Genomic DNA, 26,889 nt, shown 5'->3' on the forward strand with positions numbered 1-26,889 from the left:
CCTGGAGCCCTGCATGAGGTCGATTCGGATCAGGAGGTCGCCACGCGAAGGGTGTGCGCCCGGCAAGTGTCGTCGCCGATCCACACGAAGGGTGGCAGGCTGGGCTTCAGGAGCGATCCGTGGAGCGCGAGGAGGAGTGCGCGGGTGAAGGCGGTGGAGCCCAGCCGGGCTGCCGACCACGGTCGGGAGGCCGGGCCGGTGGTGTATCTGCTGGTCGGGCTGACCGGGTCGGGCAAGACCATGTATGCCCAGCGGCGGCTGGAGCCGGCCGGAGTGGTGCGGCTGTCGGTGGATGAGCTGGTTCACGCCCGGCACGGCCGCTACGGCGTGGACTATCCGGAGCGGGACTACTTCGCCCTGGAGGCTCCAGTGGTCGCCGAGGTGCGTGAGCGCCTGGCGAAGCTGGTTGCAGCAGGCCGGGACGTCGTATTGGATCACGGGCTGTGGCTGCGCTCCGCCCGCCTCGAGTGGAAGAAGCTCGTCGAAGAGGCCGGCGGTCGGCCGCGTCTGTTGTACTTCCCTGTCGAGCGGGCCGAGTTGCTGCGGCGCCTCGGGGAGCGCAACCTGCGAGAGGACGCCAACGCGCTGACCGTCACGGAGTCGGCGCTTGACGACTTCTACGCCCGGTTCGAACCGCCCGAGGGCGAGGGCGAGGAGATCATCGGGCCCGACTGGTTCTGATTCTCCCTTGCGGTCGGCGGCCGCCAGGTGGTCACCAGCCCGGTCGCCTGTGCGGCCCACCATGCGGCGGGGACGGTCCGGAGTGAGACGGGCCGGAAGCCCAGGTGCGGGGAGTCGACCGCGATTCGGCCGTCGTGCCGGCGAAGGTGCTGGAGCAGTCGGCGGGCCTCGGCGAGCCGGGCCGGGGAGCCGGTCTTCCAGGTTCCGTCCGCCGAGTGCGCAGCCCGCCGTTCGATGTCCTGCCGTACTCCGTCGCGCCACTTGAAGTGGTGAACGGCGACCGGTGGCCGGTTGGCCGGACGGTGACCCTCGGCGCGGTGGTTTCCGGAGGCCACGGCGACGCCGGAGTGCGCGAGCACGATCTTGCGCGGGTCACCGCGCAGGAGCCGGTGAGTGAGGAAGGCGCCGAGCGGATACGCCGTGTCCAGGCCCGTCTGCGGGTCCCAGCCGGTAAGGGAGCCGTCAGCGGTGACACGGTCGAGCATCAGCCCGCCCACCACGCGGTGCCCGGCGTGCTCGGCCCGGGCGATCATCTCGTCCAGCGGAACGGGGTACTGCTGGAACTCGTCGGCGTCGGCGAGCAGGTGCCAGCCGGGCCCCGCCTGCTGCCGCAGGGCGTCCCTGAGTGCGCCGTTGGTGTGCTCGTGCCACGGGCCGGTGCCGACAGCGGTGGGGATGATGCCCAGCTCTCGACTGGCGGCCAGGAGTTCGTGCCGCCGCTCCTCGGGGACGTGTTCGGGAAAGTGGAAGGCGATGAGGAACCGCTCGATGCCCAGGAGCCGGTAGTGGCATACCCAGGCGGCCAGCAGCGGGACTTCGACGGGGCCGATGACGGAGACCAGCGGCGGAGGTGTGATCAGCATCGTGACCCCTTCGTACGGAGGGAGGCGAAGGTGTGGGTGAGGAAGTCGGCCTGCTCGTCGGCCGTCTGCATGCCCAGCAGGCGGGGTGCGGCGGTGCCGGGCCGGCCAACTGGTCGGCGGATGACGGTGTGCAGCGCGTCGGCGAGCCCGTTCGGGTCGCCCACGGGGAAGGTCAGGGCCCAGGGCAGGCCGCGAAGGCGGGCGGTGAGGGCCGCATCGTGGTCGGAGACGATCAGAGGGACACCGAGGCGGGCGGCATCCATCACCAGCCCGGATTCCTTGCCGATGCCGGGGTGCCGGGCGACCAGGGCGGCGTCGGCCGCGGCGTAGACCAGCCGCAGCACGGCGTCCGTGACAGGGCCGGACACGGTGTGCAGGCTCAGGTCGGGCAGGGCCCGCCACCGTTCGAGAACGATTGCGTCGAGCGGGGCCCCGATGACCAGGAGGTGCAGCGGTTCCTCCAGCCGGGACAGGGCGGCATCGATGACGGCGATGTCCTTGTAGGGCCACCATCCGCCCACCAGGCACACCACGGCTTCTGCGGCGGGGATACCGAAGGCAGTCCGGCCGCCCTCGCGTTCGGCGTCGGTCAGGCGGCGGCCGTCGTCGACCGCGAAGGTCCGTACCACCGCAGCCAGATCCGGGAAGGCCGCCGCCATCCGATCGCCCACCGCCTGTGTCGGGTACACCGCGACGGCCCGCTTCTCGCCCCGGCGGGCAAGTCTGGCGAGGAGCCGTACGGCGGCGTCCTCGGTCGTGACCTGTTCGTGGACGAACCGCAGATGCGGCTGTCCGCCGAGGAGGGCCGCAGCCCCGTGCAGAGCCTCACTCGCTGTCAGGATCACCACCGCCCCGGCGTGGGGCCGGAGGTGGCGGGAGGTCCGCAGAGCCGATGCCTCGGCCAGGCAGCGGGCGATGAGGGTGATCTGATGCGGCAGCCGCCGTAGGCGGTGGGGCCAGCGGCGCGAGCGGAAGATGCCCTGCCCTGCTGCGGCGAGCCCGGCCATGAGGCGGGACACGGCCAGCAGCACTGCCGCGGCTCGCCCGGCCGGGGCGGTCGCCAACTGCGCGCCGGCCTCCCGCAGGGCCGTGACCGTCTCGCGGGCGATCCCGTGCGGGGCGATGGCCAGGCTGCCCGGGCGGGCCTGGGCAAGCACCACCAGCGTGCGCTGGTGGTGGCCGCCCAGCCGGTTCGCGTACGGCTCGATGAGTACGAGCGGACCGGTCATCCCGAGACCGCCTGGTCCCCATGGGTGGCGGTGAAGCGATCCCGCAGCCAGGTGGGGTCGTTGAGGTGGTCGAACAGCTTGGGGGCGCCGGCGGCCCCACGAGCAAAGTCGACGCCCTCTTGGGCTCCGGCGGCGGCGTAGGCGGCGAACTCCCCGTCCCGGCTCATGGTCCACGCCTCGACTCGTCTGCGGGCGTCGTCGTCGGCCATGCCGTACTCGCTGCCGCGAGCGAGCATCACGCACTCACGGAAACCGGCCTTCCAAGCGTGGAAGGGGCTCTGGTTGAACCGGGTGACGCCCGCGCATTGTTCGGCGAACTCGATACGGCCCGGAAGGGCGGCGAGCACGTCCACCGCCTCGCCCATCTCGCGCAGCGCACTGCGGCGGATCAGCTTCAGCCCGCCGTATCCGTATGTCAGTCCGTTGACCGGGTTGACCGCCCTCCACACCCGCATGGACACGCCCTCGTCCAGCGGCGCGACGACGGCGGGGTCGAAGCCGGTGTCGATGGCAAAGTCACCGTCGGAGAGGAAGAACTGCTCACGGTCGACGACCTCGGCGCACAGCCGGTAGGCCCGGCGCATCCCGTGCACACCGTGCACGCGCTTGACCATCCCGCCGAGCGTCCGTTGCAGGCGGGCGTGGAGGGAACCGGCCATCGGCTCGTCGTAGGAGAGGAAGACCGCGTCGAACCTGGTCACGCGATCGCCTCCAGGTAGCGGGCGGCGACCAGGGCCGGGGCGAGGTCGGCGGTGGAGGCGTGGGCGCGCTTGGCGTGCAGGGCGTGGAACTCGTCGTCGGTGGCGAGGCGTTCGGCCAGGGCGACGGCCTCGGCCCGGGTGGTGAAGCACAGCTCGGCATCGATGTGCTGGGCGAGCCAGCCGAGGCTCGGTGAGATGACCGGCAGCCCCATGCCCTGGCAGTCGATCACGCTCATGGACCAGGGGCAGCCGGGACGGAAGGGAGCGATGCCGAAGCGGGCGCCCGCCAGCAGGTTCTTGTAGCGGACCCGGTCACCCCGGTCGGAGACGATCTGGACGTGGGGCAGGGCGGCGAGCTGGTCGCGCATGTTCTCGGGGCTGTCGTCCAGGCCCGTGCGCTCGGCGCGGCGTCGGCCGAACAGGTCCATCACCCGCAGCCGGATGACGCCGGAGGCGGCCAGGTCGCGGGCCAGGTGCACGAACTGCTCGGTGCCGTAGTGCGCGTACAGCCGGTGGTTGTAGACACCGATCGCCCCGGCGCCGGAGGTGGGCCGGCCGGTGACGGGAGCGCGGACAAGACGCTCGTCACGCGGGGCGGGCACCACCCGCAGCTTCTCGCCGAGGTCCACGGTCATCCGGGCGGCAGCGTCCGACACCCAGGAGGCGGCCGTGGAGGAGTGGACCATCACCCGGTCGCAGGCGGCCAGCCCGGCGGCGAAGGCCAGCAGGACGGGCTGTCCGAGCCCCGCGTCGTTCAAGGACGGATCGAGCAGGAGCCGGCCTCCGCTGGTGAAGGAGAACGGCAGGTAGTGGCAGTACCCGGCCAGCAGTGCGTCTGATCCGGCCTCCAGGAGGGCAGTGCGGATCGCCGGGGCCTCCTCGATCTGGTTGGCCACCACCGCGTGCGGCCTGACGCCCCGGATCAGGGCCACCAGTTCATCGATGTCCGCGGAGAAACGGGCCCGGTACTTCGTCCCCGGTGTTTTCGTCCGGTGGAAGCCGCAGCGGGCATCCCCGGCCGCCGCCGGTGCGGCGACGGTCACTTCGGTCCCGGCGTCGGCCAGGGCCGGAGCGAGCAGATCCGCGAAGATCCACCCCGAGTCGGCCGAAAGCCGGTCCGGGTTGGAGATGTTGAGCAGGTACAGCACTCGCATGTGCGTCGCCTCCCTCTGTCCGCCCGGAGGGTCGATCCGGGCCGGTGAGGGAAGGAAACCGGCGACGCGGGCCATGACGGGATGATGAACTTGGATCACTCACGGTTCATTCATGCTCACCAACAAGTGACGCGGGGGCGGCGTTCGATGGACGCGCAGGGCGACGAGATCACCGTCGAGCAGGCGGCCGGGGACTACGCGGCCGAAGTGGCACGGTGGCGGGAAGTACGCGGAATGTCCAAGCGGGCGCTGGCACTGGCCATGGGGTTCGACCCGTCCTACGTCAGCCATGTCGAGTCGGGCCGTCACAAGCCCAGCGAGGAGTTCTCACGCCTCGCCGACGAAGCTCTGAACGCCGGGAAGGCGATCTGGCGGCGCTGGTGCGAATACGAGCAGGTGCGGGCCCGTACCCGACGTCCGGCAGCCGCTCCGTCCGCCCAGCGCAGGCCCGAGCAGCCGTACGCGACCGGATCGGCCCTCGTCGTCGAACACGACGCGGCACGGCTCCAGTACGACGGCAGCAAGTACCGGCTCACCATGCGCCGCCGACTGCGGAACACCGGCGATGAACCGGTGACCCGGTACCTGATCCGGATCTCCGTGGACCGCTACCCCGGCGACCCCGAGCGCTCCAACGCGCACTACCGGGCCCACCCGCTGACCTGGGACGAACTCGCCCTCGCCGCGACCTGCCGGGGCGAGGCGATGAGCTGGCAGGTGAAACACGACCGCGACGCCTTCAAGGAAGTCTGGCTGGTGTTCGACAACGAGCACGGCCGCTTCCCGCTCTACCCGGGTGAGTCCGTGTGGATCGAGTACGCCTACACCGTCGGCGACGACAAGTGGGGCAACTGGTTCCAGCGGGCCGTACGCCTGCCCACCGAACAGCTCGAAGTCCAACTCGTCTTCCTCACCGCGCTCGACCCCGTCGTGTGGGGCACCGAGACGTCCATGACCGCCGAAGCCTCTCCGCTGCGGACCCCGCCTGTGCTCAGCGACGACGGGGAGCTAAGGCGGTTCACGTGGATCACGACCACACCTGCCCTGCACGCTCGGTACCGTCTGGAGTGGCGTTTTCGGGCACGGCCCGAACGCGACATGAATCAAGGGGAGTTCAGGTGACCGACGTGCGGCCCAGTCAGCAGATGCGAGACCTCGGCGTCGTCCAGCACGGAGCCGGCATCCTCGCCGAAAGGGCCCGCGGTTTCGACCTGCCCGCAGAACGCGACGAGGCCGAGCGCACCACGGACGAGTTGTTCACCGCCATGGAACGGATCGGCCGGGTCCACCCCTTCGCCAAGGGCATGGGCATCGCCGCTCCACAGATCGGCATCGGACGCGCCGCCGCCGTCGTCCAGCCGCCCGGCGACGCCCCGGCCATCATCCTGCTCAACCCACGGATCACCTCCCGCTCCGACGAGTTGGACGAGCAGTACGAAGGCTGCCTGAGCTTCTTCGACGTCCGCGGCCTCGTCCCCCGCCCCCTGAGGATCACCGTCGAGACCACGGCTCTGACCGGCGAACCCGTCACCGCCGTGTACGAACGTGGCCTCGCCCGCCTCATCCACCACGAGGTCGACCATCTTGACGGCCTGCTGTACACCACCCGCATGAGAACCGGGGTCGATCCGATTCCGGTGGAGGAGTACCGGCAGACCGGCCGGGCCTGGGCGTACGAGTGACGGCCGGCGAGAGAAGCTCCCCGCGCTGTCCTGTCCGTTTTCTTCAAGACCTGTCGGCCGGTTCCTTCCTACCGTGGCCCCATGAGCACACGATTCGATGCCATTGGGCTGGTCGTCTCCGACATGGCCGCCGCTGTCGCCTTCTACCGTCGGCTGGGGTTCGCGTTTCCCGAGGGGGCCGAGCGGGAGGCTCATGCCGAGGCCGGGGTGGCCGGTGGGTTGCGGTTGTTGCTGGACACCGAGGACACCGTGCGGTCGTTCCATCCGGGGTGGCGTGCGCCGGTCGGCAGTGGGCGGCACGCGCTCGCCTTGCGCTGTGACGGGCCGGACGAGGTCGACGCGGTGTACGAGGAGTTGGTGGGCGCCGGTCATCATGGCGAGCTGAAGCCGTGGGACGCCTTCTGGGGGCAGCGGTACGCCGTCGTGCACGACCCGGACGGCAACGCCGTCGATCTGTTCGCCCCGCTAGCCGCTGAGGCCGCCGAGTAGGGATCCGAGCGTTCGGCCCGTGAACTCCTTGACGTCGCGGGCCAGATGGGCCTGGTCGGCGTAGCCGGAGCGGGCTGCCGTGTCGGCGTAGGGCAGGCCCTCGCGGGCCAGGGCCAGGGCGTGCTGGAGGCGGAGGATGCGGGCCAGGGTCTTGGGGCCGTAGCCGAAGGCGGTGAGGGAGCGGCGGTGCAACTGGCGGCTGGACAGGTCCAGTTCGTCGGCGACCGTGGCGACCGGGCGGCCCGAGGCGAGGGCGGTGACGAGTCGGCGCAGGGGCGGGTCGGGTGGCGCCGCCCGTTCCAAAGCGAGGTTCTCCAGGGCCGTCGTCGGGTGGGGTGCGGCGGCGATCCGGGCGGTCAGGCGGCGTACCTCCGCGGCGGGCCAGAGGTCCGTCAACTCGACTCGGCGGTCGAGGAGTTCGTGCGCGGGGACGCCCAGGAGCGCCGGGGCCGTGCCAGGGAAGAAGCGGATGCCGGTCCAGGGCGTGGGCGGGCCGTCGGGGTGGTACGCCCGGGTGTCGGGGCCCGCCACGAACAGCGTGCCCTCGTGCCAGAGCAGGTCCATGCAGCCGTCCGGCAGGACGGGAGACGTGCTGCGCCCCGGCGACGGGGTGGGCGTGTTCGTCCAGACCACCGCGCCGGACAGCCGGGAGGGCCGTTCCTCGTACACGTACGCCAGGCTACGCCGCCCCCGGCCTCGCCTCCCGTGCCCGGTACTCCTGCGGGCTGACGCCGTACATGCGCTTGAAGGCGGTGGACAGGGCGAAGGCGCTGCCGTAGCCGACCTGGCGGGCGATCGCGCCGATGGTCTCCTCGGTGGCGTGCAGCCGGTCGGCGGCGAGGGCGAGCCGCCAGCCGGTGAGGTGGGTCATCGGGGGTTCGCCCACGAGGGCGGTGAAGCGGCGGGCCAGGGCGGCACGGGACACGCCCGCCTTCGCGGCGAGGGAGGCGACCGTCCAGGGGTGGGCCGGATCGTCCTGGACGAGCCGCAGGACGCGCCCCACGACCGGGTCGGCCTGCGCCCGGTACCAGGCCGGGGCCGCCGCCTCGGGGCGGGCGAACCAGGCCCGCAGGGCGGCGATGACCAGCAGGTCGAGCATCCGGTCGAGGACGACCTCCTGGCCCGGTTCGTCGCGCGCGATCTCGTCCATCAGCAGCGGGGTGAGCGGGCAGGGCCACTCCCGGGAGGTGAGGGAGAGCAGCGGCGGCAGGGCGTCCAGGAGCCGGGCGCTGATCTCGCCGCGCATCAGATAGGTGCCGATCAGCAGGACCGTGGAGCCGTCGAGCCGGTCGCCCCAGGCGCGGACGCCGAGGTCCATGGAGCCGTTGAGCAGGCGTCCGTCGGGGTACGCGCACCGTCCGCCCGGCAGGATCAGGGCCTGTGGGGGCGTGACCGGGTCGTCGGCGCAGGTGTACGGCGCGGGTCCGCGCGCGATGGCCAGGTCACCGGCGGTGAGCCGGATCCGCTCCCCGTCGTCCGGTACGACCCATCCCTCGCCGCGCACCATGAGCATCACGGTCAGCGGTGCCCCGTCCTCGACGCGTACGGACCACGGCGGGTCGAAGCACGCGCGGATCATGAGGGCGCCACGCGCGCGTGGGCCCTCGAGGAGTCCTGCGAGAGCGTCCATGCGGTCAGCGTAGACGCGCGCCGAGGCGTGGACGCACGCTTGGAGGCGTGGACGCGCGCTTATGGGAATGAGCCTTTCGGCCATGGGAACGCGCGGCGGACGGCGATTCACTGGGGGCATGACGACACGAACGAGCATGACGGTGGTGGTGACCGGGGCGACCGGTCGGGCGGGTGCCCGGGTGGCGCGGGCCGCGGAGGCGGCGGGTCTGACGGTGCGGGCGGCTTCCCGCGCGCGGGGTTTCGACTGGCGGGACCGTGCGACGTGGGAGCCGGCCCTGCGGGGCGCGGACGCGGCGTTCCTGGTGTTCCCGACGGACGTGGGCTCCCCGGAGGCGGCCCGGCTGGTCGGGCTGTTCGCCGAGGAGGCGGTGTCGCTCGGGGTGCGGCGGCTGGTGCTGCTGTCCGCGCGGGGCGAGGAGCAGGCGCTGCCGACGGAGGCGGCGGTGCGGGTGCCGGGGGCGCGCTGGACCGTCGTACGGGCGGCGTGGTTCGCGCAGAACTTCAGTGAGGGGCCGCTGGTGGAGGAGCTGCGGCTGGGCGGTGAGCTGGTGTTCCCGGGCGGGGAGGTGCGGGAGCCGTTCGTCGATCTGCGGGACGTCGCCGAGGTGGTGGTGGCGGCGCTGACGGCGGGCGAGCGGTACGAGGGGCGGGTGCTGGAGGTGTCGGGGCCGCGGCTGCTGACGTTCGGGGAGGCGGTCGCCGAGGTGGGCCGGGCGGCGGGCCGGGAGCTGACGTACACGCCGGTGCCGGCACGGGAGTACGGGGAGCGGCTCGCGGGGTTCGGGGTGCCGCCGCGGGAGGTGGAGTTCCTGGTGGAGCTGTTCGGGTCGCTGCTGGACGGCCGTAACGCGTATCTGTCGGACGGCGGCGTCCGGGAGACGCTGGGGCGCGCGCCACGGGACTTCGCGGAGTACGCGCGGGAGGCGGCGGACGCCGGGGCCTGGAAAGCCTGAGCCGCGGGAGCCCCCTCACACACCGGCCGGGAACCCCCTACTTGCCGCTCGGAAAGTCGTCCTCCCCGCCCTGCCCGTGCTCCTGCTGCTGCCCATGCCCCTTGGGCGCGGTTCTCGCGTGGGTGCGCAGGCGGGCCGTGACGTCGTCCGGGGGGAGGAAGCGGGACCAGCGTTCGGGGAACTCGGAGGGCATGTCCGGGTCGTCGGGGTCGTCGTCCTCGTGGGAGCGGGCGGCGGCCAGCCGGGCGACGTACTCGGTGACCTCCTCCTCCCGCTGGCGTTCGTTGGCGGCGCGGGCGGCGGCCGTGGCGGCGGCCGGCCAGACCCGGTCGATCGCGGCGTTGACGGCGGCGCCGACCAGCACGGCGAAGGCGGACACACCGATCCACAGCAGGACGGCGACGGCCGCGGCGAGGGAGCCGTAGATCGTGGCGCCCTCGATGGTGTTGGTGAGGTAGATGCGCAGCAGGAAGCTGCCGAGCACCCACATGGCGAGGGCGACGAGGGCGCCGGGGACGTCCTCGATCCACGGGGAGCGCACGGGCACGGACACGTGGTAGAGCGTGGTCAGGAAGGCGATCGACAGGACGATCACGACCGGCCAGTACAGGACCTGGACCACGGTCGTCGACCAGGGCACGATCCGCACCACGGCGTCCGGACCGGCCACCATCAGGGGCAGCGCGACCGAGCCGATCAGCAGGGCGGCGACGAACAGCAGGAACGCCACCAGCCGGGTCTTGACGATCCCGCGCACGCCGTCGAGGCCGTACATGACGGTGATGGTGTCGATGAAGACGTTCACGGCCCGGGATCCCGACCAGAGCGCGAAGAGGAAGCCGATGGAGATGACGTCGGGCCGGCCGCCCTTCATCACGTCGTCCAGGATCGGCTGCGCGATCTCCCTGACTCCCTTGTCGGACAGGACCGTGCGGGACGCCTCGATGAGGTTGTTCTCCAGGCTGCTGATGGAGTCGGTGCCGGTCCAGTCGTCGACGTAGCCGAGCAGGCCGATGAGGCTGAGCAGCAGGGGCGGCACGGACAGCAGGGTGAAGAAGGCGGCTTCGGCGGCGAGGCCGAGGATGCGGTACTCGATGCAGGAGTTGACGGTGTCCTTGAGCAGCAGCCAGGCGGTCCTGCGCTTGGAGACGTTCCGGTAGAGGGCACGCGCCCGGTGGAGACGCCCGGAGGGGCTCCCAGGTTGCTCGGATGACTGACTTGCTGGCTGCACGCCCTAAAGGTATCCGCCGTTCGGGTCCGTACTCACCTCCGGCGGCGCCGTGCCACAGGTCGGCGGGGTGACGGGCCCACCGGTCGGCGGGGTGACGGACCACCGGTCGGCGGGGGCGACGCGCTGTCGTACGGCGGTCATGACCGCCGTACCCGGGGGTAGGTTCGCGGTATGGCAGGCAGGACGCACACGGTGACCAATCAGCCCCCTCCGCTGACCGGCTACGACGTCTACGGGACCGACCGGGCCCTGGTGGCCGCGGTCGAGCGCCACCTCGCTCCGGAGCTGCTCGACGAGGCGCGCGGGGAGCTGTCGGCCCTGGGGCGGTCCGCCGGGGCGGCGCAGCTCCAGGAGTGGGCGGAGCAGGCGAACGCGTATCCGCCGCGGCTGCGCACGCACGACCGGTACGGGCGGCGGATCGACGAGGTCGACTTCCATCCGGCGTGGCACCGGCTGCTCGGCAAGGGGGTCGGGGCGGGGCTGACGGCGGCCTGGGTCCGGCCGGGCGGGCATGTGCGGCGGGCGGCGGGGTTCCTGGTGTGGACGCAGGTCGAGGCGGGCACCTGCTGTCCGCTGTCGATGACCCACGCGGCGGTGCCGGCGCTGCGCGCGGATCCTGAGCTGGCCGCCGAGTGGGAGCCACGGCTGACGTCGGTGATCTACGACCGTGAGCTGCGGCCCGCCCCGCTGAAGGCGGGGGCGCTGTTCGGGATGGGGATGACGGAGAAGCAGGGCGGCAGCGACGTCCGCGCCAACACGACGGTGGCGGCGCCGCTCGCCGAGGCCGGGACGTACACGCTGACCGGGCACAAGTGGTTCTGCTCGGCGCCGATGTCGGACGGTTTCCTGGTGCTGGCCCGGACGGCGGGGGCGGCCGAGGAGGACGGTCCGACGTGTTTCCTGGTGCCGCGGGTGCTGGCGGACGGCAGCCGCAACCCGTTCCTGCTCCAGCGGCTCAAGGACAAGCTGGGCAACCGGTCGAACGCGTCGGCCGAGGTGGAGTTCGACGGGACGTGGGCGCGGCGGGTCGGTGCCGAGGGGCGCGGGGTGCGCACGATCATCGACATGGTGGCGGCGACCCGGCTGGACTGTGTGCTGGGCTCGGCCGGGCTGATGCGGCAGGCGGTGGCGCAGGCGGTCCACCACTGCACGCACCGTGCCGCGTTCGGCGGGAAGCTCGTGGACAAGCCGCTGATGCGCAACGTACTGGCGGATCTGGCGGTGGAGTCGGAGGCGGCGACGACCCTCGCGCTGCGGCTCGCGGCGGCATACGACGACGGGAGCGAGCGGGAGCGGGCGCTGCTGCGGATCGCGGTGCCGGCAGCGAAGTACTGGGTGACCAAGCGGTGCGCCCCGCTGGTGGTGGAGGCGGCGGAGTGTCTCGGCGGGAACGGGTACGTCGAGGAGTCCGGGATGCCGCGGCTGGTGCGGGAGTCGCCGCTGAACTCGGTGTGGGAGGGCGCGGGCAACATCCAGGCGCTGGACGTGGTGCGGGCGCTGCGCCGGGAGCCGGCGGCGCTGAACGCGTATCTCCAGGAGGTGGGCGCGGCCCGGGGCGCGGATCACCGGCTGGACGGGGCGATCAAGGGGCTGCTGACGGAACTGGCCGATCTGGGCGAGGTGGAGGCGCGGGCACGGCGGCTGGCGGAGCGGTTCGCGCTGGTGCTCCAGGGGGCGCTGCTGGTGCGGTTCGCGCCGCCGGAGGTCGCCGACGCGTTCTGCGCCTCGCGGCTGGGCGGGGACGGGGGCGGGGCGTTCGGGACGCTGCCGCCGGGGCCGGCCCTCGCGGCGATCGTGGAGCGGGCCGCGCCGTACGCCTGAGCCGGGGCGTCCCGCGCGACCGACACGAGGGGCGGCCCCGCGCGACCGACACCAGGGGCGGCCCCGCGCGACCGACACGAGGGGCGGCCCGGCGTGGTCCGGTCGGTGGGCGACAGGTCACGGGGGTGGTGCTGCGCCGACACGGCACCACCCCCGCAGCCTTGGCCCTGCGAGGCCGGCATCGCCGCTCGGGACGGCGTGCCTCAAGTTTCGGACACGGTACGCGTGTTCACCAGGGTTGCAGGGGGTTGCAACTTCCCGGTGGTTGTGACCGGAGTGGTCCCTTCCGTCCCCCGTGGACGGCAAGATGGGGACCGCCGACAAGACCGGAAACAGTCGGCGCAGGAACTTGACATCCGGTCGTCCCGTCAGCGCGCTCCCCGGGAGGCTCCTGTGGCCCGTCCGCCGATGAACGTGCCGCGGTTCGCGGCCGTGGACGCCGCGCGGGCGGCGCGGGTGCTCCACGAGGTGCGGGACGCGGCCCTGGCCGGTCAGCGCACCCCGGTCGCGCCGCGCCCGGTGATCGAGGAGTCCTGGCGGCGGATGCTGCGCAGCGGGGTCGATCCCGAGCACGACGTCCGGGCGGGGCTGCTGAGCGCGGAGGAGGTGCGGCGGCGGCGCGAGGAGTCTCCGTTACGGGACGTGCTGCCGGTGCTGCGCGAGGGGCTGCTGTCCGTCGCGGACGTCGCCCACCACATCATGGTCGTCGCCGACGCGGAGGGCCGGGTGCTGTGGCGGGAGGGCAGCGGGCAGGTGCTGCGCAAGGCGGACGGGTTCGGCTTCGAACTGGGCGCCGACTGGGCGGAGGAGACCGTCGGCACCAACGGGGTGGGGACTCCGGCGGTGGTCCGGCGGCCGGTGCAGGTGTTCGCCGCCGAGCACTTCGTACGGTCGCACGCCGCGTGGACGTGCGCGGGCGCGCCGATCACGGATCCGCGGGACGGGCGGCTGCTCGGAGTGGTCGATGTGAGCGGCCCGTTGGAGACGATGCATCCGGCGACGCTCGCCTGGGTGGACGCGGTGGCCAAGCTCGCCGAGGCCAGACTGCGGGAGCTGCACACGCGTTCGCTGGAGCGGCTGCGGGCCGTGGCGGCGCCGGTGCTGGCGCGGCTCGGGGGCCGGGCTGCGGTGGTGGACGCGGACGGCTGGACGGCGGCGGTGACCGGGATGCCGTACCCGGGGCGGATCGCGCTGCCCAAGTCGCCGTCGGCGGGCCCCTGCAAGCTGCCCGCGCTGGGGCCGTGCGTGCTGGAGCCGCTGGCCGGGGGCTGGCTGGTTCGGCCCTCCCCCGAGAGCGCCGAACCTGCGCCGGCGGGCGGCACCCGGATCGTGCTGGATCTGAGCCGGCCCCGCCGCTGGTCGGTGTCGGTGGCGGGCGGCGCGGGCGACTGGTCGCACGAACTCACGCCCCGGCACGCCGAGTTGCTGTATCTGCTGGCGGTGCGCCGCGAGGGGCGCAGTGCGTCGGGGCTGGCCGAGGACATGTTCGGCGACCCGGCGCGCCGGGTGACGGTCCGGGCCGAGCTGTCCCGGGTACGGCGGTATCTGGGCGGGTTCCTGGAGCACCGGCCGTACCGCTTCCGTGAGGAGGCGGACGTCGAGGTGCTGCTGCCGGCCGATCCCCGGGACCTGTTGCCGCACTCGACGGCGCCCGCGGTGGTCCGGGGCCGCGACACGGCGGGGCGGGACACCCCGCGGCGCGACACGGCGCGGCCGGGCACCCCTGGGCGGGACACGGCGGGCCCCGACACGGCGCGGCGGGACGGAAGTTCATGACGGGGTCCGCGGTGCCGTCCCCGTGTGCGCACCGTGGCCGCGCCGCTGCACCGGGTGCCACCTTCGGTGTATTTGCGCGGTCTTCGGCCGTGACGCGGGTCGGCTGCCGTAGCATTCCTCCACGGGTCACCCCACCTGCTCCTCGATCAACGTACGGATCAACAGGCGCAGTTGGCCCGACTCGGGAGGACGAATGAGACATCGCGGCCGACACCGTCGGCGCAGGCGAGGCAGGGCGCTGCGCGGGTTCCTGACGGGAACCGCCCTCGCGCTCACCGCTGCCGCCACCCTGATCAGCGCCTCCCAGGCGACGGTCACCGACGACGGTCCGGGTGGTCTCAAGCCGCTGACGTCGGCCGCCGAGACCGTCCCGCTCGGGCTGACCGAGGAACTGGTGCCGCAGGCGTCCCTGGACCGGCTCGCCGGGGCGATGGGCCGCCCGGTGGGGGTCGGCGCGGTGCTGGCGGGCGCGGACCACACCCTGCGCGACGGCGTCGACTGCACCTCCGACGAGCGCGCGGCCCTGCCGGTCTCCCCGGCGGCGACCCGCGCGTACTGCTGGAACCCGCAGGACACCGACGGCTGGCGGCCGGGCGCGGTCACCACCTCGGGGGACGCGGACGACGACGGCGTGTGGGGCACCAACCGGGTGATCCTCTCCGCCTGGTCCCGCAGCGGCGGCACGGCGGCCGACCGGGGGCTGGCCCGGGTCGCCTTCGTCGACGCCAACGACCTCGGTCACCTCTCCTACACCTGGGCGCTGCTGGCCGTGCCGGTGGACGGCGGGCGGGACTACCGGGGGCTGGTCTCGCATGTGTCCGGGATGGTCTGGTACCAGGACAAGCTGCTGGTCACCGCCGACGACGGGGACCGGTCCGCGCTCTACGTGTACGACATGAACCGGGTGCAGCGCGCCACCGTGGAGTCCGAGGCGGTCGGCCGGGTGCCGGGCGGCTGGTCGGCGCACGGCGCCCGCTACGTCCTTCCGGCGATCGCCGGCTACCGGCTGAGCGACGCGAAGGGCGCGGCGCATCCCGCGACGGTCTCCCTCGACCGCAGTACGGCGCCGGACAGCCTGGTCGCCGGCGAGTGGACCCTGGACGACGGGGACCGTGACGCCCGGCTGTGGCGCTGGCCCTTCAGTACGCTCCCGGGCGAGGAGGGGCTGCTCGCGGCCGACGACACCGGGCTCGTACAGGCGTCGGAGGCGTACGCCACGGAGGTGACCGGACTGCGGGGCGTCCTGTCGTACGCGGGCGGCTGGTACGTGACCCGGGCGGCGGAGGCGCGCGAGGAGCACGGCGAACTGTGGCGGCAGGCCGTCGACCCGGACCGCGAGGACGACGACGGCGACGCGAGCGACGGCGGCTTCGCGCGCCCCGCCGACGGCAAGGGCGGCGACCCGGCGGCCCGGCCCGCGCTCTGCGACGACGCGGAGAGCCACCGCTGCTGGAGTCCGCAGACCGAGTCCCTGTCCTACTGGCAGGAGACCGGCGAGGTGTGGACCCAGTCCGAGCGGGTGCTGTTCGCCCTGCCGCTGATGTCCCTGACCCGGGCGGTGCGGTAGCCGGGCGGGGCGCGTGCGCGGCGGTGCGGTGCACGCCCTTCGAGGAGCGGGCCCAGGGGGCGCGCGCCGGGGCGCGGGCGCGGCCGCGATCGACAGACGCGCAGGCCGGGTGGTTCCCTGGCGGCATGACGAACATCCCCGTGACCACCTGGTCCCTGGAGCAGACCGCGCCGACCGACCTGCTGCCGGCCGCCGCGCCGGACGGCGACGTCCGGATCGTCCGCGCCGGGATCCCCTCGCCCGAGTTCAGCCGCTTCCTGTACGCGTCCGTCGGCGGCGACATCCGCTGGATCGACCGGCTGGGCTGGCCGTACGCGCGCTGGGCGGAGCATCTGGCGCGGCCGGGCGTCGAGACCTGGGTGGCGTACGACCACGGCACGCCCGCGGGATACGTCGAGCTGGAGCCGCAGGACGACGGTGTGGTGGAGATCGTCTACTTCGGGCTGATCCCCGCCTTCCGCGGCCGGCGGATCGGCGGCCATCTGCTGTCGTACGGCGCCGCCCGCGCCTGGGATCTCGCGGAGCGCTGGCCGGGACTGCCGGAGACCAAGCGGGTCTGGCTGCACACGTGCAGCCTGGACGGCGAGCACGCGATGGCGAACTACCAGCGCCGGGGGTTCACGCTGTTCGACACCAAGGTCGAGGAGCAGCGCGAGGTGTCCACGCCGGGCCCCTGGCCGGGTGCATACCCTGTCTGACCTGCACCGACAAGAGGTGGCGCGCAGCTTGTGACGGACACCACCCTTGTCTCGCATCTCGGGACAAGGGTGTCCGCATCGCGGACGAAGGTGGACTGTGTCCAGAACGCCGTGCCACGCTTCCGTCATGTCCGGAACTGGAATTGCCTTGGTGAGTCGGCGGCACGTCGACCTCGGCCGCATGTCCAGCGCCATCTGTCCGGTGAGCTGAGAGCCCCAGCACCACCGACGTCTTCCGCTTCGAGCTTCCTGCCGCGCAATGATGCGCAGTCATGCCCCATGCGCCTGTGCGCGCAGGTCAGAGCCGCTTTCCGCCTGTCCCGAAGGACGATTTCACCATGGCCGCCACCCCGCAGAACCCTGCTGCCTCCGCGCCCCGCCGCAAGGTGAGCCGTCACCGTGGCGAGGGTCAGTGGGCCGCGGGCCACTTCACCCCGCTCAACGGCAACGAGCAGTTCAAGAAGGACGACGACGGTCTCAATGTGCGGACACGCATTGAGACGATCTACTCCAAGCGCGGCTTCGACTCGATCGACCCCAACGACCTGCGCGGCCGCATGCGTTGGTGGGGTCTGTACACCCAGCGCAAGCCCGGGATCGACGGCGGCAAGACCGCGGTCCTGGAGCCGGAGGAGCTGGACGACAAGTACTTCATGCTGCGCGTGCGCATCGACGGCGGCCGGCTGACCACCGAGCAGCTCCGGGTGATCGGCGAGATCTCGCAGGAGTTCGCCCGGGGCACCGCGGACCTCACCGACCGGCAGAACGTGCAGTACCACTGGATCCGCATCGAGGACGTCCCCGAGATCTGGAACCGCCTGGAGGCGGTCGGGCTGTCCACCACCGAGGCATGCGGCGACACCCCGCGTGTGATCATCGGCTCGCCGGTGGCGGGCATCGCCGAGGACGAGATCATCGACGGCTCCCCCGCGATCGACGAGATCCACAGCCGGTACATCGGCACCAGGGAATTCTCCAACCTGCCCCGCAAGTTCAAGACCGCGATCTCCGGCTCCCCGCTCCTCGACGTCGCCCACGAGATCAACGACATCGCCTTCGTCGGCGTCGAACACCCCGAGCACGGGCCGGGCTTCGACCTGTGGGTCGGCGGCGGACTGTCCACCAACCCCAAGATCGGTGTCCGGCTCGGCGCCTGGGTGCCGCTGGACGAGGTCCCCGACGTCTGGGCGGGCGTCATCGGCATCTTCCGCGACTACGGCTACCGGCGGCTGCGCACCCGCGCCCGGCTGAAGTTCCTGGTCGCCGACTGGGGCGCCGAGAAGTTCCGGCAGATCCTGGAGACCGAGTACCTCCACCGCACGCTCGTCGACGGCCCCGCGCCCGCCGAGCCGGTGGAGCGCTGGCGCGACCACGTGGGCGTGCACCGGCAGCAGGACGGACGTTTCTACGTCGGTTTCGCGCCGCGGGTCGGCCGGGTGGACGGCACCACGCTGTCGAAGATCGCCGACCTGGCCGAGGCGCACGGTTCCGGCCGGGTCCGCACCACCGTCGAGCAGAAGATGATCGTCCTCGACGTCGAGGAGGGACAGGTCGACTCGCTGGTCGAGGCGCTGGAGGCGCTGGACCTCACCGCCCGGCCCTCCCCCTTCCGGCGCGGCACCATGGCCTGCACCGGCATCGAGTACTGCAAGCTCGCCATCGTCGAGACGAAGGCGCGCGGCGCCTCGCTGATCGACGAACTGGAGCGCCGTATCCCGGAGTTCGACGAGCCGATCACCATCAACATCAACGGCTGCCCGAACGCCTGCGCCCGTATCCAGGTGGCGGACATCGGTCTCAAGGGACAGCTCGTCCTGGACGGCAACGGCGAGCAGGTCGAGGGCTTCCAGGTGCACCTGGGCGGCGCGCTCGGCCTCGAGGCCGGCTTCGGCCGCAAGGTCCGCGGTCTGAAGGTCACCTCCCAGGAACTGCCCGACTACGTCGAGCGGGTGCTGAAGCGGTTCCAGGACCAGCGCGAGGACGGCGAGCGGTTCGCCGCCTGGGCCGCGCGCGCCGACGAGGAGGCCCTGTCATGAGCGAGCGGGCCGCCCCCTTCCACTGCCCCTACTGCGGCGACGAGGACCTGCGTCCCAACGAGCAGGGTCACGGCGCCTGGGAATGCGCGGCGTGCAACCGCGCATTCAGGCTGACGTTCCTCGGGCTGCTCGCCCGGGGCGTCCGGCGCACCGAACCGGGAGGGGACCGGATATGACGACGCTTCAGGAAGACCGTGACACCGAGGAGTTGAAGGCGCTCGCCGAGCAGGCGGGCCGCGATCTGGAGGACGCCTCCGCGCTGGAGATCCTCCGGTGGGCGGTGGACACCTTCGGCAAGGGCTTCTGCGTCACCTCGTCCATGGAGGACGCGGTCGTCGCCCATCTGGCCTCCCGGGTCCTCAAGGGCGTGGACGTGGTGTTCCTCGACACCGGCTACCACTTCCCCGAGACCATCGGCACCCGGGACGCCGTCGAGGCCGTGATGGACGTCAACGTCATCACCCTGACGCCCCGTCAGACCGTCGCCGAGCAGGACGCCGAGTACGGGCCGAAGCTGCACGACCGCGACCCCGACCTGTGCTGCGCGCTGCGCAAGGTGCGCCCGCTGGAGGAGGGGCTCGCCGGCTACACGGCCTGGGCCACCGGACTGCGCCGCGACGAGTCGCCGACCCGGGCGAACACCCCCGTCGTCGGCTGGGACGAGCGGCGCCGCAAGGTCAAGATCTCACCGATCGCCCGCTGGACGCAGGACGACGTCGACACGTACCTCACCGAGCACGGTGTGCTGTCCAACCCGCTGCTGACGGACGGCTACGCCTCCGTCGGCTGCGCCCCCTGCACCCGCCGGGTCCTCGAAGGCGAGGACGCCCGCGCCGGCCGCTGGGCCGGACGCGCCAAGACCGAGTGCGGACTGCACGGCTGACCCCCCATGACACCGACATTGGAGAACCACGTGACGAGCGGAGCCACCGTCTGGCTCACGGGTCTGCCGAGCGCCGGCAAGACCACCATCGCGTACGAGCTGGCCGGCCGGCTGCGCGAGGAGGGCCACCTCGTGGAGGTGCTCGACGGCGACGAGATACGCGAGTTCATCTCGGCGGGCCTCGGCTTCTCCCGCGAGGACCGGCACACCAACGTGCAGCGCATCGGCTTCCTCGCCGAACTGCTCGCCCGTAACGGCGTGAAGGCGCTCGTCCCGGTGATCGCCCCCTACGCCGACAGCCGCGAGGCGGTCCGCAAGCGCCACCAGGAGAGCGGGACCTCCTACCTGGAGGTGCATGTCGCGACCCCCGTCGAGGTGTGCAGCGAGCGGGACGTGAAGGGCCTGTACGCCCAGCAGGCGGCGGGCCGGCTGACCGGGCTCACCGGTGTCGACGACCCGTACGAGGCGCCCGAGTCGCCCGATCTGCGGATCGAGTCCCAGGACCAGACCGTGCAGGAGTCCGCGGCGTCGCTGTACGCGCTGCTCACCGAGAGGGGACTGGTGTGACCGCCGTAGCCGAGGCGCACGAGGGCACGGTCCGCCCGTACACCCTCTCCCACCTGGACGCCCTGGAGTCCGAGGCGGTGCACATCTTCCGCGAGGTCGCGGGGGAGTTCGAGAACCCGGTGATCCTGTTCTCCGGCGGCAAGGACTCCATCGTCATGCTGCACCTGGCGCTGAAGGCGTTCGCGCCCGCCGCGGTGCCCTTCTCGCTGCTGCACGTGGACACCGGGCACAACTTCCCCGAGGTGCTGGAGTACCGCGACCGGGTGGTCGCCGCCCACGGGCTGCGTCTGCACGTGGCGTCCGTGCAGGACTACATCGACCGCGGTGTGCTCAGGGAACGCCCCGACGGCACCCGCAACCCGCTCCAGACGCTGCCGCTCACCGAGCGGATCCAGGCGGAGAAGTTCGACGCGGTCTTCGGCGGCGGACGGCGCGACGAGGAGAAGGCGCGGGCCAAGGAACGCGTGTTCTCGCTGCGCGACGAGTTCTCCCAGTGGGACCCGCGCCGCCAGCGCCCCGAGCTGTGGAACCTCTACAACGGCCGGCACGCCCCCGGTGAGCACGTCCGGGTCTTCCCGCTCTCCAACTGGACCGAGCTGGACGTGTGGCAGTACATCGCCCGCGAGGACATCGAGCTGCCGCAGATCTACTTCGCGCACGAGCGCGAGGTGTTCCAGCGGTCCGGGATGTGGCTGACGGCCGGCGAGTGGGGCGGTCCCAAGGACGGCGAGACGGTCGAGAAGCGGCTGGTGCGCTACCGGACGGTGGGTGACATGTCCTGCACGGGCGCGGTGGACTCCGACGCCACGACGCTGGACGCCGTCATCACCGAGATCGCCGCCTCCCGGCTCACCGAGCGTGGCGCGACCCGCGCCGACGACAAGCTCTCGGAGGCCGCGATGGAAGACCGCAAGCGCGAGGGGTACTTCTAAGCATGAGCACGACCGCGGAACTCACCGCCACCACGCTGCTGCGGTTCGCCACCGCCGGTTCCGTCGACGACGGCAAGTCCACCCTCGTGGGACGGCTGCTGCACGACTCCAAGTCGGTCCTCACCGACCAACTGGAGGCCGTGGAGCGGGTCTCGGCGAGCCGGGGCCAGGACGGTCCGGACCTCGCCCTGCTCACCGACGGGCTGCGCGCCGAGCGCGAACAGGGCATCACCATCGACGTGGCCTACCGCTACTTCGCCACGCCGCGGCGGCGGTTCATCCTCGCCGACACCCCCGGGCATGTGCAGTACACCCGCAACATGGTCACCGGCGCCTCCACCGCCGAGCTGACGGTGATCCTGGTCGACGCCCGCAACGGCGTCGTCGAGCAGACCCGCCGGCACGCGGCGCTCGCGGCCCTGCTGCGCGTCCCGCACGCGGTCCTCGCCGTCAACAAGATGGACCTGGTCGACTACGAGGAGTCCGTGTTCGCCGCGATCGCCGAGGAGTTCACGGCGTACGCGACCGAGCTGGGCGTCCCGGAGGTCACCGCCATCCCGATCTCGGCGCTGGCCGGGGACAACGTCGTGGAACCGTCCGCGAACATGGACTGGTACGGCGGCCCGACCGTCCTGGAGCACCTGGAGACCGTCCCGGTCAGCCACGACCTGGCGCACTGCCACGCCCGGCTGCCCGTGCAGTACGTGATCCGGCCGCAGACCGCCGACCACCCCGACTACCGGGGCTACGCCGGCCAGATCGCCGCCGGCACGTTCCGGGTCGGCGAGCCGGTGACGGTCCTGCCGTCGGGCCGTACGACGACGATCGCCGGGATCGACCTGCTCGGCACGCCGGTCGACGTGGCGTGGACGACGCAGTCGGTGACCGTGCTGCTCGCCGACGACGTGGACGTCTCGCGCGGCGACCTGATCGTGCCCACCAAGGACGCGCCCGCGACCACCCAGGACGTGGAGGCGACCGTCTGCCATGTGGCCGACCAGCCGCTCACGGTCGGGCACCGGGTGCTGATCAAGCACGGCACCCGCACGGTCAAGGCGATCGTCAAGGACATCCCGTCCCGCCTCACGCTCGACGACCTGTCCCTGCACCCGCACCCGGGGCAGCTCGTCGCCAACGACATCGGCCGGGTGAAGATCCGTACCGCGGAGCCGCTGCCGGTGGACTCCTACGCGGACTCGCGCCGCACGGGCTCGTTCATCCTGATCGACCCCGCGGACGGCACCACGCTCACCGCCGGCATGGTCGGCGAGTCGTTCGCCTCGCCCGAGCCGGTCAAGGACCAGTCCGACGACGACGGTTGGGACTTCTGAGACATGAACTCCACCGACTACTACTCGACGTTCGCGAAGGAGGGCGGCCGTGTCGGCAGCGGCGCCCTCGGCAGCGGGCAGGGCGGGGTGGCCCGATGTGCGGCCTGACGTACGCGCACTGCCTGCGCGCCCCGTCCCCCCACCCGACGTCCCGGAAGCGACGAAGACCGACTGCCGATTTCCCGGCCACGACCTGAAACCCGTGACCGCCGGGCCAACGAGAGGAACCCCTCCCGTGCCTGCCACCCGCTCCACGCTTCTTCGCCGCGGCCTCGCCGCCGTAGCCGCACTTCCCCTGCTCACCCTCGCCGCCTGCGGTTACGGGTCCGACGCCAAGGACGACTCGTCCAACCAGAAGGTCGCCGCCGGCGCGAAGAAGATCGACGGCCTCGACTCCGTCAAGATCGGCTACTTCGGCAACCTGACCCACGGGACCGCCCTCGTCGGCGTGAACAAGGGCTACTTCCAGAAGGCCCTGGGCGCCACCAAGGCGACCTACCAGGTCTTCAACGCCGGCCCCTCCGAGATCGAGGCGCTCAACTCGGGCTCCATCGACATCGGCTGGATCGGCCCCTCCCCGTCGATCAACGGCTACACCAAGTCCGCGGGCAAGAACCTGCGCATCATCGGCGGTTCGGCCTCCGGCGGTGTGAAGCTCGTGGTCAACCCCGACAAGATCAAGTCCGTGAAGGACGTCAAGGGCAAGCGGATCGCGACCCCGCAGCTCGGCAACACCCAGGACGTGGCGCTCCTCAACTGGGCCTCCGAGCAGGGCTGGAAGGTCGACGCGGAGAGCGGCAAGGGTGACATCTCCGTCATCCGCACGGACAACAAGGTCACCCCGGACGCCTACAAGGCCGGTTCCATCGACGGCGCCTGGGTGCCGGAGCCGACCGCGTCCAAGCTGGTCGCCGAGGGCGCGAAGGTGCTGTTCGACGAGGCCGACCTGTGGCCCGACAAGAAGTTCGTGATCACGAACATCATCGTGTCGCAGAAGTTCCTCGACGCGCACCCGAAGGCCGTCGAGGCGGTGCTGAAGGCGTCCGTCGACGCCAACAAGTACATCAACGCCAACCCCGACGAGGCGAAGGCCGCGGCCAACGCCCAGCTCAAGGTGGACTCCGGCAAGGAGCTGCCGGCGGACGTCCTGGACCCGGCGTGGAAGTCGATCCAGTTCACCAACGACCCGCTGGCCTCCACGCTGAACACCGAGGCCGAGTACGCGGTGAAGGCCGGTCTCCTGGAGGACCCGCTGCTGAAGGGCATCTACGACCTCACGCTCCTCAACAAGGTCCTCGCGGCCGCGGGTGAGAGCCCGGTCGACGACGCCGGTCTCGGCGTCAAGTAACCCGACGGTCCGCCAAGTCCCCAGGAGGTGACGACCATGGCCACCACCCTCGCCAAGGCCGCCGGTGCCGAGACGGTGGAGCACGCCGCGCGCATCGAGCACGTCTCGAAGTCCTTCGCCGGTCCCGCCGGGCAGCAGCTCGTCCTGGACGACATCACCCTCGATGTCGCGCCGGGCGAGTTCGTCACCCTCCTGGGGGCCTCCGGCTGTGGCAAGTCCACACTGCTGAACCTGGTGGCGGGTCTCGACGACCCGTCGTCGGGCAGCATCACCACCGACGGGCGTCCCGCTCTGATGTTCCAGGAGCACGCCCTGTTCCCGTGGCTGACCGCGGGCAAGAACATCGAACTCGCCCTGAAACTGGGCGGGGTCGCCAAGGCAGACCGGCGCGGCCGCGCCGAGGAACTGCTCGAACTGGTCCGGCTGACGGGCTCGTACGACAAGCGGGTGCACGAACTGTCCGGCGGTATGCGGCAGCGCGTCGCGCTGGCGCGGGCCCTCGCGCAGGACGCCCGGCTGCTGCTGATGGACGAGCCGTTCGCGGCGCTCGACGCCATCACCCGCGATGTGCTGCACGACGAACTGACCCGGATCTGGGAGGAGACGGGGCTGTCCGTCCTGTTCGTCACGCACAACGTGCGGGAGGCGGTCCGTCTCGCGCAGCGCGTCATCCTGCTGTCCTCCCGGCCGGGACGGATCGCGCGCGAATGGACGGTCGGCATCCCGCAGCCGCGTCGGATCGAGGACGCGCCCGTGGCCGAACTGTCCCTGGAGATCACCGAAGTCCTGCGTGGGGAGATCCGCCGTCATGGCCAGCACTGAGACGAAGTCGACGGACACCCGCACGGGGGACGACGCGGAGCGGGACGAGGCGCAGCGGCTCGCCTCGGTGGAGGCGGGGCTCGACGCGCTGGAGACCGGGGTCGTCAGCCGTACGCCGTTCCGGCAGACCTTCGTCCACAAGATCCTGCCGCCGATCGTCGCGATCGCCGTGGTGATCGTGGTCTGGCAGGCCCTGATCACCTTCAAGATCGTGGACGATCCGACGAAGCTGCCCTCACCGGGCGACGTCGGCGCCGAGTTCCAGGAAGCCTGGCTGGAGGGCCGGCTTCTGGAGTACATCTGGACCAGCGTCTCGCGCGGTCTGCTCGGCTTCGTGTTCGCGCTGGCCATCGGCACCCCGCTGGGGCTGCTGGTGGCGCGGGTGAAGTTCGTGCGGGCGGCGATCGGCCCGATCCTGTCCGGCCTCCAGTCGCTGCCGTCGGTGGCGTGGGTGCCGCCGGCGGTGCTCTGGCTGGGTCTGAACAACTCGATGATGTACGCGGTCATCCTGCTGGGCGCGGTGCCGTCCATCGCCAACGGTCTGGTGTCCGGCATCGACCAGGTGCCGCCGCTGTTCCTGCGGGCGGGCCGCACGATGGGCGCCACCGGGCTCAAGGGCGCCTGGCACATCGTGCTGCCGGCCGCGCTGCCCGGCTATCTGGCGGGCGTGAAGCAGGGCTGGGCGTTCTCCTGGCGCTCGCTGATGGCGGCGGAGATCATCGCCTCCTCGCCGGACCTGGGCATCGGCCTGGGCGCGCTCCTGGAGAACGGCCGCAACGCCAGCTCGATGTCGATGGTGTTCGAGGCGATCATCCTGATCCTCTTCGTCGGCATCGCCATCGACCTGCTGATCTTCAGTCCGCTGGAGCGGCGGGTGCTGCGCAGCCGCGGTCTGCTGGTCAAGGGCTGAGGAGGTTCGTCGTGCACCGGGAACCGGTCCTCCTCGTCGTCGCCCACGGCAGCCGTGACCCACGGCACGCCGCGACCGTCCACGCCCTGGTGCGGCGGGTACGGTCGCTGCGGCCCGGGCTGCGCGTGGAGACCGGTTTCCTGGACTTCAACATCCCTTCCGTGCAGGGGGTGTTGGAGTCACTGGCGGCGCGGGGCGTACGCGACGTGGTCGCCCTGCCGTTGCTGCTGACCCGCGCCTTCCACGCCAAGGCGGACATCCCGGCGGTCCTGCGGGACGCGCCCCCGCACCTGCGGATCCGCCAGGCGGAGGTACTGGGCCCGTCCCCGCTCCTCATCTCGGCACTGGAGCGGCGCCTGTACGAGGCGGGACTGACCCCCGCCGACAAGTCCTCGACCGGGGTCGTGCTGGCCTCGGCGGGGTCCACCGACCCGGAGGCGATCGCGGTGATCGCAGACATCGCGCGGGAGTGGCGGCACACCGGCTGGTGCGCCGTGCGACCCGCGTTCGCCTCCGCGGCCCTCCCCCGCACGGAGGACGCGGTACGCGCGCTACGGAGGCTGGGCTGCGCCCGGGTCGCCGTGGCCCCGTACGTCCTGGCCCCCGGCCGCCTGCCGGACCGCATCGCCCACGGCGCGACGGAAGCGGACATCCTCGCCGACGTCCTGGGCCCGTCCCCGGAGGTGGCCCGCCTCCTCCTGGAACGGTACGACGAGGCGCGGATGCCGGCACTGGCGGCTGTAGGGGCCTGAGGGCCCCCGGGTTCGTCCCGGGGCGGAGTCGACCTTGCCCCAGGGGCAGGGCCGAGCATGCGCCGCATGGACGACTTCCACGGCAGATACCTGAAGCAGACGCCCTACAGCGACCCCGGTGACCTCGGTGACCTCGGCGCCGGCATCACCGGCCTCCCGCGCGATCCGGGCCGGCTGGCCTCGCTCGTACGGGATCTGATCATCCATCGCGGCGAGGGCGGGCGCTTCGGCCATGCCATCCCCGTACAACGGCTGCGCGACGACGCCGAGTCGCGGTACGTCGGCGAGCTGCTGCGCATCCTGCGGAGCCGCTCGGACCGGCCGCTCACCGCACCGCGGCCGCCCGAGGAGCGGTTCGTCGGCACCTGCCGGGACTTCGCCCTGCTGCACTGCTCGCTGCTGCGGGCCACGGGCACACCGGCCCGGATCCGCTGCGGCTTCGTCACGTACTTCGACGAGGACTTCCACGCCGACCACTGGATCACCGAGTACCTGGCCCCGGACGGGAGCCTGCGGCTGGCCGACCCGCAGGTCCACCACGGGTACGACGTGCCCTTCGACCCGGTCGACCTGTCCCGTGAGGCGTTCCTGCAGGCGGTCGACGCCTGGCGGATGTGCCGGGAGGGGCGGGCCGACCCGGAGTCGTTCGGTGTGCGGGACCTCAACGGGATCGCGGGGCTGGCGTACACGGGCCTGTGGTTCGTGCGGGCCGACGTGCGCCGGGACCCGGCCGCCCGCAACGGGGTCGAGGTGCTGCCCGGGACGACTGAGGCCGGCCGGTCCTGGACGACGGCTCGCTCACCGAGGAGGACCTCGCCGTGATCGACGCGG

28 protein-coding genes are annotated in these 26,889 nt (G+C 72.1%); 21 read left to right on the plus strand and 7 right to left on the minus strand.

The window, feature by feature from the left end; translation table 11 throughout:
* Positions 1–144: 144 nt before the first annotated feature.
* The gene (locus tag G6W55_RS08320) at positions 145–681 is read left to right on the plus strand and encodes an ATP-binding protein (protein ID WP_245177835.1); all 537 of its coding nucleotides are present in this window, start codon (positions 145–147) and stop codon (positions 679–681) included.
* On the opposite strand, the gene G6W55_RS08325 is transcribed toward G6W55_RS08320, so the two are convergent.
* Genes G6W55_RS08325 through G6W55_RS08340 form a run of 4 tightly spaced genes read right to left on the minus strand, consistent with a single transcriptional unit; the run spans position 618 to position 4,628 of the window.
* The gene (locus G6W55_RS08325) at positions 618–1,544 is read right to left on the minus strand and encodes a glycosyltransferase family 2 protein (RefSeq protein ID WP_175520146.1); all 927 of its coding nucleotides are present in this window, start codon (positions 1,542–1,544) and stop codon (positions 618–620) included. The two genes, G6W55_RS08320 and G6W55_RS08325, sit on opposite strands and share 64 nt — an antisense overlap.
* Positions 1,538–2,773: a hypothetical protein gene (locus G6W55_RS08330; RefSeq protein WP_175520147.1), complete on the minus strand. Its 1,236-nt coding sequence runs from the start codon at positions 2,771–2,773 to the stop codon at positions 1,538–1,540. The genes G6W55_RS08325 and G6W55_RS08330 overlap by 7 nt, the downstream gene beginning before the upstream one ends.
* Positions 2,770–3,474, minus strand: a complete 705-nt coding sequence (locus G6W55_RS08335) for a hypothetical protein (RefSeq protein WP_078635471.1) — start codon at positions 3,472–3,474, stop codon at positions 2,770–2,772. Before G6W55_RS08335 ends, G6W55_RS08330 begins: the two co-directional genes overlap by 4 nt.
* Positions 3,471–4,628: a glycosyltransferase family 1 protein gene (locus G6W55_RS08340; RefSeq protein ID WP_175520148.1), complete on the minus strand. Its 1,158-nt coding sequence runs from the start codon at positions 4,626–4,628 to the stop codon at positions 3,471–3,473. The genes G6W55_RS08335 and G6W55_RS08340 overlap by 4 nt, the downstream gene beginning before the upstream one ends.
* Before the next feature lie 147 nt (positions 4,629–4,775).
* Between G6W55_RS08340 and G6W55_RS38300 the strand changes: the two genes are divergently transcribed.
* The 3 genes from G6W55_RS38300 (at position 4,776) to G6W55_RS08350 (ending at position 6,799) form a co-directional block, all read left to right on the plus strand.
* Entirely contained in the window at positions 4,776–5,750 is a 975-nt protein-coding gene (locus G6W55_RS38300) for a helix-turn-helix transcriptional regulator (RefSeq protein WP_217686650.1), read from the plus strand.
* Complete coding sequence (locus tag G6W55_RS38305) at positions 5,747–6,310, plus strand: peptide deformylase (protein WP_309243659.1); 564 nt, start codon at positions 5,747–5,749, stop codon at positions 6,308–6,310. Before G6W55_RS38300 ends, G6W55_RS38305 begins: the two co-directional genes overlap by 4 nt.
* 81 nt (positions 6,311–6,391) lie before the next feature.
* On the plus strand, positions 6,392–6,799 hold the full coding sequence (locus tag G6W55_RS08350; RefSeq protein ID WP_175520149.1) for a VOC family protein: 408 nt from the start codon (positions 6,392–6,394) through the stop codon (positions 6,797–6,799).
* On the opposite strand, the gene G6W55_RS08355 is transcribed toward G6W55_RS08350, so the two are convergent.
* Together G6W55_RS08355 and G6W55_RS08360 are read right to left on the minus strand one after the other, a co-directional pair.
* Positions 6,776–7,468 carry an AraC family transcriptional regulator gene (locus G6W55_RS08355; protein ID WP_175520150.1) on the minus strand — a complete coding sequence of 231 codons (693 nt, stop codon included), beginning with the start codon at positions 7,466–7,468 and terminating at the stop codon, positions 6,776–6,778. The genes G6W55_RS08350 and G6W55_RS08355 overlap by 24 nt on opposite strands.
* A 10-nt stretch (positions 7,469–7,478) precedes the next feature.
* Positions 7,479–8,429, minus strand: a complete 951-nt coding sequence (locus tag G6W55_RS08360; RefSeq protein WP_175520151.1) for an AraC family transcriptional regulator — start codon at positions 8,427–8,429, stop codon at positions 7,479–7,481.
* A 118-nt stretch (positions 8,430–8,547) separates the two neighbouring features.
* Between G6W55_RS08360 and G6W55_RS08365 the strand changes: the two genes are divergently transcribed.
* Positions 8,548–9,384, plus strand: a complete 837-nt coding sequence (locus tag G6W55_RS08365) for an NmrA family transcriptional regulator (protein ID WP_175520152.1) — start codon at positions 8,548–8,550, stop codon at positions 9,382–9,384.
* Between the two features lie 37 nt (positions 9,385–9,421).
* On the opposite strand, the gene G6W55_RS08370 is transcribed toward G6W55_RS08365, so the two are convergent.
* Positions 9,422–10,615, minus strand: coding sequence for a YihY/virulence factor BrkB family protein (locus G6W55_RS08370; RefSeq protein WP_175520153.1), 1,194 nt, complete (start codon positions 10,613–10,615; stop codon positions 9,422–9,424).
* 171 nt (positions 10,616–10,786) lie between these two features.
* On the opposite strand from G6W55_RS08370, the gene G6W55_RS08375 reads away from it, so the two are divergent.
* The 16 genes from G6W55_RS08375 to G6W55_RS08450 all read left to right on the plus strand — a co-directional run bounded on the left by G6W55_RS08375 (position 10,787) and on the right by G6W55_RS08450 (position 26,880).
* Complete coding sequence (locus tag G6W55_RS08375; RefSeq protein WP_175520154.1) at positions 10,787–12,436, plus strand: acyl-CoA dehydrogenase family protein; 1,650 nt, start codon at positions 10,787–10,789, stop codon at positions 12,434–12,436.
* Between the two features lie 408 nt (positions 12,437–12,844).
* Complete coding sequence (locus G6W55_RS08380) at positions 12,845–14,212, plus strand: GAF domain-containing protein (protein WP_175520252.1); 1,368 nt, start codon at positions 12,845–12,847, stop codon at positions 14,210–14,212.
* A gap of 193 nt (positions 14,213–14,405) precedes the next feature.
* Complete coding sequence (locus tag G6W55_RS08385) at positions 14,406–15,779, plus strand: hypothetical protein (protein WP_175520155.1); 1,374 nt, start codon at positions 14,406–14,408, stop codon at positions 15,777–15,779.
* Between the two features lie 125 nt (positions 15,780–15,904).
* Complete coding sequence (locus G6W55_RS08390) at positions 15,905–16,477, plus strand: GNAT family N-acetyltransferase (protein ID WP_175520156.1); 573 nt, start codon at positions 15,905–15,907, stop codon at positions 16,475–16,477.
* Positions 16,478–16,604: 127 nt separating this feature from the next.
* Positions 16,605–16,688: a putative leader peptide gene (locus G6W55_RS39525; protein ID WP_309474722.1), complete on the plus strand. Its 84-nt coding sequence runs from the start codon at positions 16,605–16,607 to the stop codon at positions 16,686–16,688.
* A 127-nt stretch (positions 16,689–16,815) separates the two neighbouring features.
* Positions 16,816–18,513 carry a nitrite/sulfite reductase gene (locus G6W55_RS08395; RefSeq protein WP_175520157.1) on the plus strand — a complete coding sequence of 566 codons (1,698 nt, stop codon included), beginning with the start codon at positions 16,816–16,818 and terminating at the stop codon, positions 18,511–18,513.
* The gene (locus G6W55_RS08400; protein WP_175520158.1) at positions 18,510–18,689 is read left to right on the plus strand and encodes a hypothetical protein; all 180 of its coding nucleotides are present in this window, start codon (positions 18,510–18,512) and stop codon (positions 18,687–18,689) included. The genes G6W55_RS08395 and G6W55_RS08400 overlap by 4 nt, the downstream gene beginning before the upstream one ends.
* Positions 18,686–19,396, plus strand: coding sequence for a phosphoadenylyl-sulfate reductase (locus G6W55_RS08405; protein WP_175520159.1), 711 nt, complete (start codon positions 18,686–18,688; stop codon positions 19,394–19,396). Before G6W55_RS08400 ends, G6W55_RS08405 begins: the two co-directional genes overlap by 4 nt.
* Positions 19,397–19,402: 6 nt before the next feature.
* Positions 19,403–19,963 (plus strand): adenylyl-sulfate kinase, encoded by a 561-nt coding sequence (gene cysC / locus G6W55_RS08410; protein WP_063754151.1) that lies wholly within the window; start codon positions 19,403–19,405, stop codon positions 19,961–19,963.
* Complete coding sequence (gene cysD, locus G6W55_RS08415) at positions 19,960–20,895, plus strand: sulfate adenylyltransferase subunit CysD (RefSeq protein ID WP_175520160.1); 936 nt, start codon at positions 19,960–19,962, stop codon at positions 20,893–20,895. Before cysC ends, cysD begins: the two co-directional genes overlap by 4 nt.
* A gap of 2 nt (positions 20,896–20,897) precedes the next feature.
* Positions 20,898–22,226: a sulfate adenylyltransferase subunit 1 gene (locus tag G6W55_RS08420; protein ID WP_175520161.1), complete on the plus strand. Its 1,329-nt coding sequence runs from the start codon at positions 20,898–20,900 to the stop codon at positions 22,224–22,226.
* A gap of 235 nt (positions 22,227–22,461) precedes the next feature.
* On the plus strand, positions 22,462–23,574 hold the full coding sequence (locus tag G6W55_RS08430) for an aliphatic sulfonate ABC transporter substrate-binding protein (protein WP_175520162.1): 1,113 nt from the start codon (positions 22,462–22,464) through the stop codon (positions 23,572–23,574).
* A 36-nt stretch (positions 23,575–23,610) separates the two neighbouring features.
* Positions 23,611–24,396 (plus strand): ABC transporter ATP-binding protein, encoded by a 786-nt coding sequence (locus G6W55_RS08435; protein WP_175520163.1) that lies wholly within the window; start codon positions 23,611–23,613, stop codon positions 24,394–24,396.
* Positions 24,383–25,306: an ABC transporter permease gene (locus tag G6W55_RS08440; RefSeq protein ID WP_175520164.1), complete on the plus strand. Its 924-nt coding sequence runs from the start codon at positions 24,383–24,385 to the stop codon at positions 25,304–25,306. The genes G6W55_RS08435 and G6W55_RS08440 overlap by 14 nt, the downstream gene beginning before the upstream one ends.
* An 11-nt stretch (positions 25,307–25,317) precedes the next feature.
* Positions 25,318–26,058 (plus strand): sirohydrochlorin chelatase, encoded by a 741-nt coding sequence (locus G6W55_RS08445; RefSeq protein WP_175520165.1) that lies wholly within the window; start codon positions 25,318–25,320, stop codon positions 26,056–26,058.
* A gap of 66 nt (positions 26,059–26,124) precedes the next feature.
* On the plus strand, positions 26,125–26,880 hold the full coding sequence (locus G6W55_RS08450; RefSeq protein ID WP_254876153.1) for a transglutaminase-like domain-containing protein: 756 nt from the start codon (positions 26,125–26,127) through the stop codon (positions 26,878–26,880).
* Positions 26,881–26,889 lie beyond the last annotated feature (9 nt).

Origin of the sequence: Streptomyces sp. CAI-85 (assembly GCF_013363615.1) — a bacterium.
Taxonomy (GTDB): domain Bacteria; phylum Actinomycetota; class Actinomycetes; order Streptomycetales; family Streptomycetaceae; genus Streptomyces; species Streptomyces antibioticus_B.

Bases quoted from the DNA above. Each gene is read 5' to 3' on its own strand.
- G6W55_RS08325 (WP_175520146.1), bottom strand. From the start codon at position 1,544: ATGCTGATCACACCTCCGCCGCTGGTCTCCGTCATCGGCCCCGTCGAA.
- G6W55_RS08330 (WP_175520147.1), bottom strand. From the start codon at position 2,773: ATGACCGGTCCGCTCGTACTCATCGAGCCGTACGCGAACCGGCTGGGC.
- G6W55_RS08340 (WP_175520148.1), bottom strand. From the start codon at position 4,628: ATGCGAGTGCTGTACCTGCTCAACATCTCCAACCCGGACCGGCTTTCG.
- G6W55_RS38300 (WP_217686650.1), top strand. From the start codon at position 4,776: ATGGACGCGCAGGGCGACGAGATCACCGTCGAGCAGGCGGCCGGGGAC.
- G6W55_RS08350 (WP_175520149.1), top strand. From the start codon at position 6,392: ATGAGCACACGATTCGATGCCATTGGGCTGGTCGTCTCCGACATGGCC.
- G6W55_RS08360 (WP_175520151.1), bottom strand. From the start codon at position 8,429: ATGGACGCTCTCGCAGGACTCCTCGAGGGCCCACGCGCGCGTGGCGCC.
- G6W55_RS08365 (WP_175520152.1), top strand. From the start codon at position 8,548: ATGACGACACGAACGAGCATGACGGTGGTGGTGACCGGGGCGACCGGT.
- G6W55_RS08375 (WP_175520154.1), top strand. From the start codon at position 10,787: ATGGCAGGCAGGACGCACACGGTGACCAATCAGCCCCCTCCGCTGACC.
- G6W55_RS08380 (WP_175520252.1), top strand. From the start codon at position 12,845: ATGAACGTGCCGCGGTTCGCGGCCGTGGACGCCGCGCGGGCGGCGCGG.
- G6W55_RS08385 (WP_175520155.1), top strand. From the start codon at position 14,406: ATGAGACATCGCGGCCGACACCGTCGGCGCAGGCGAGGCAGGGCGCTG.
- G6W55_RS08390 (WP_175520156.1), top strand. From the start codon at position 15,905: ATGACGAACATCCCCGTGACCACCTGGTCCCTGGAGCAGACCGCGCCG.
- G6W55_RS39525 (WP_309474722.1), top strand. From the start codon at position 16,605: ATGTCCGGAACTGGAATTGCCTTGGTGAGTCGGCGGCACGTCGACCTC.
- G6W55_RS08395 (WP_175520157.1), top strand. From the start codon at position 16,816: ATGGCCGCCACCCCGCAGAACCCTGCTGCCTCCGCGCCCCGCCGCAAG.
- G6W55_RS08400 (WP_175520158.1), top strand. From the start codon at position 18,510: ATGAGCGAGCGGGCCGCCCCCTTCCACTGCCCCTACTGCGGCGACGAG.
- G6W55_RS08405 (WP_175520159.1), top strand. From the start codon at position 18,686: ATGACGACGCTTCAGGAAGACCGTGACACCGAGGAGTTGAAGGCGCTC.
- cysC (WP_063754151.1), top strand. From the start codon at position 19,403: ATGACACCGACATTGGAGAACCACGTGACGAGCGGAGCCACCGTCTGG.
- G6W55_RS08420 (WP_175520161.1), top strand. From the start codon at position 20,898: ATGAGCACGACCGCGGAACTCACCGCCACCACGCTGCTGCGGTTCGCC.
- G6W55_RS08435 (WP_175520163.1), top strand. From the start codon at position 23,611: ATGGCCACCACCCTCGCCAAGGCCGCCGGTGCCGAGACGGTGGAGCAC.
- G6W55_RS08440 (WP_175520164.1), top strand. From the start codon at position 24,383: ATGGCCAGCACTGAGACGAAGTCGACGGACACCCGCACGGGGGACGAC.
- G6W55_RS08450 (WP_254876153.1), top strand. From the start codon at position 26,125: ATGGACGACTTCCACGGCAGATACCTGAAGCAGACGCCCTACAGCGAC.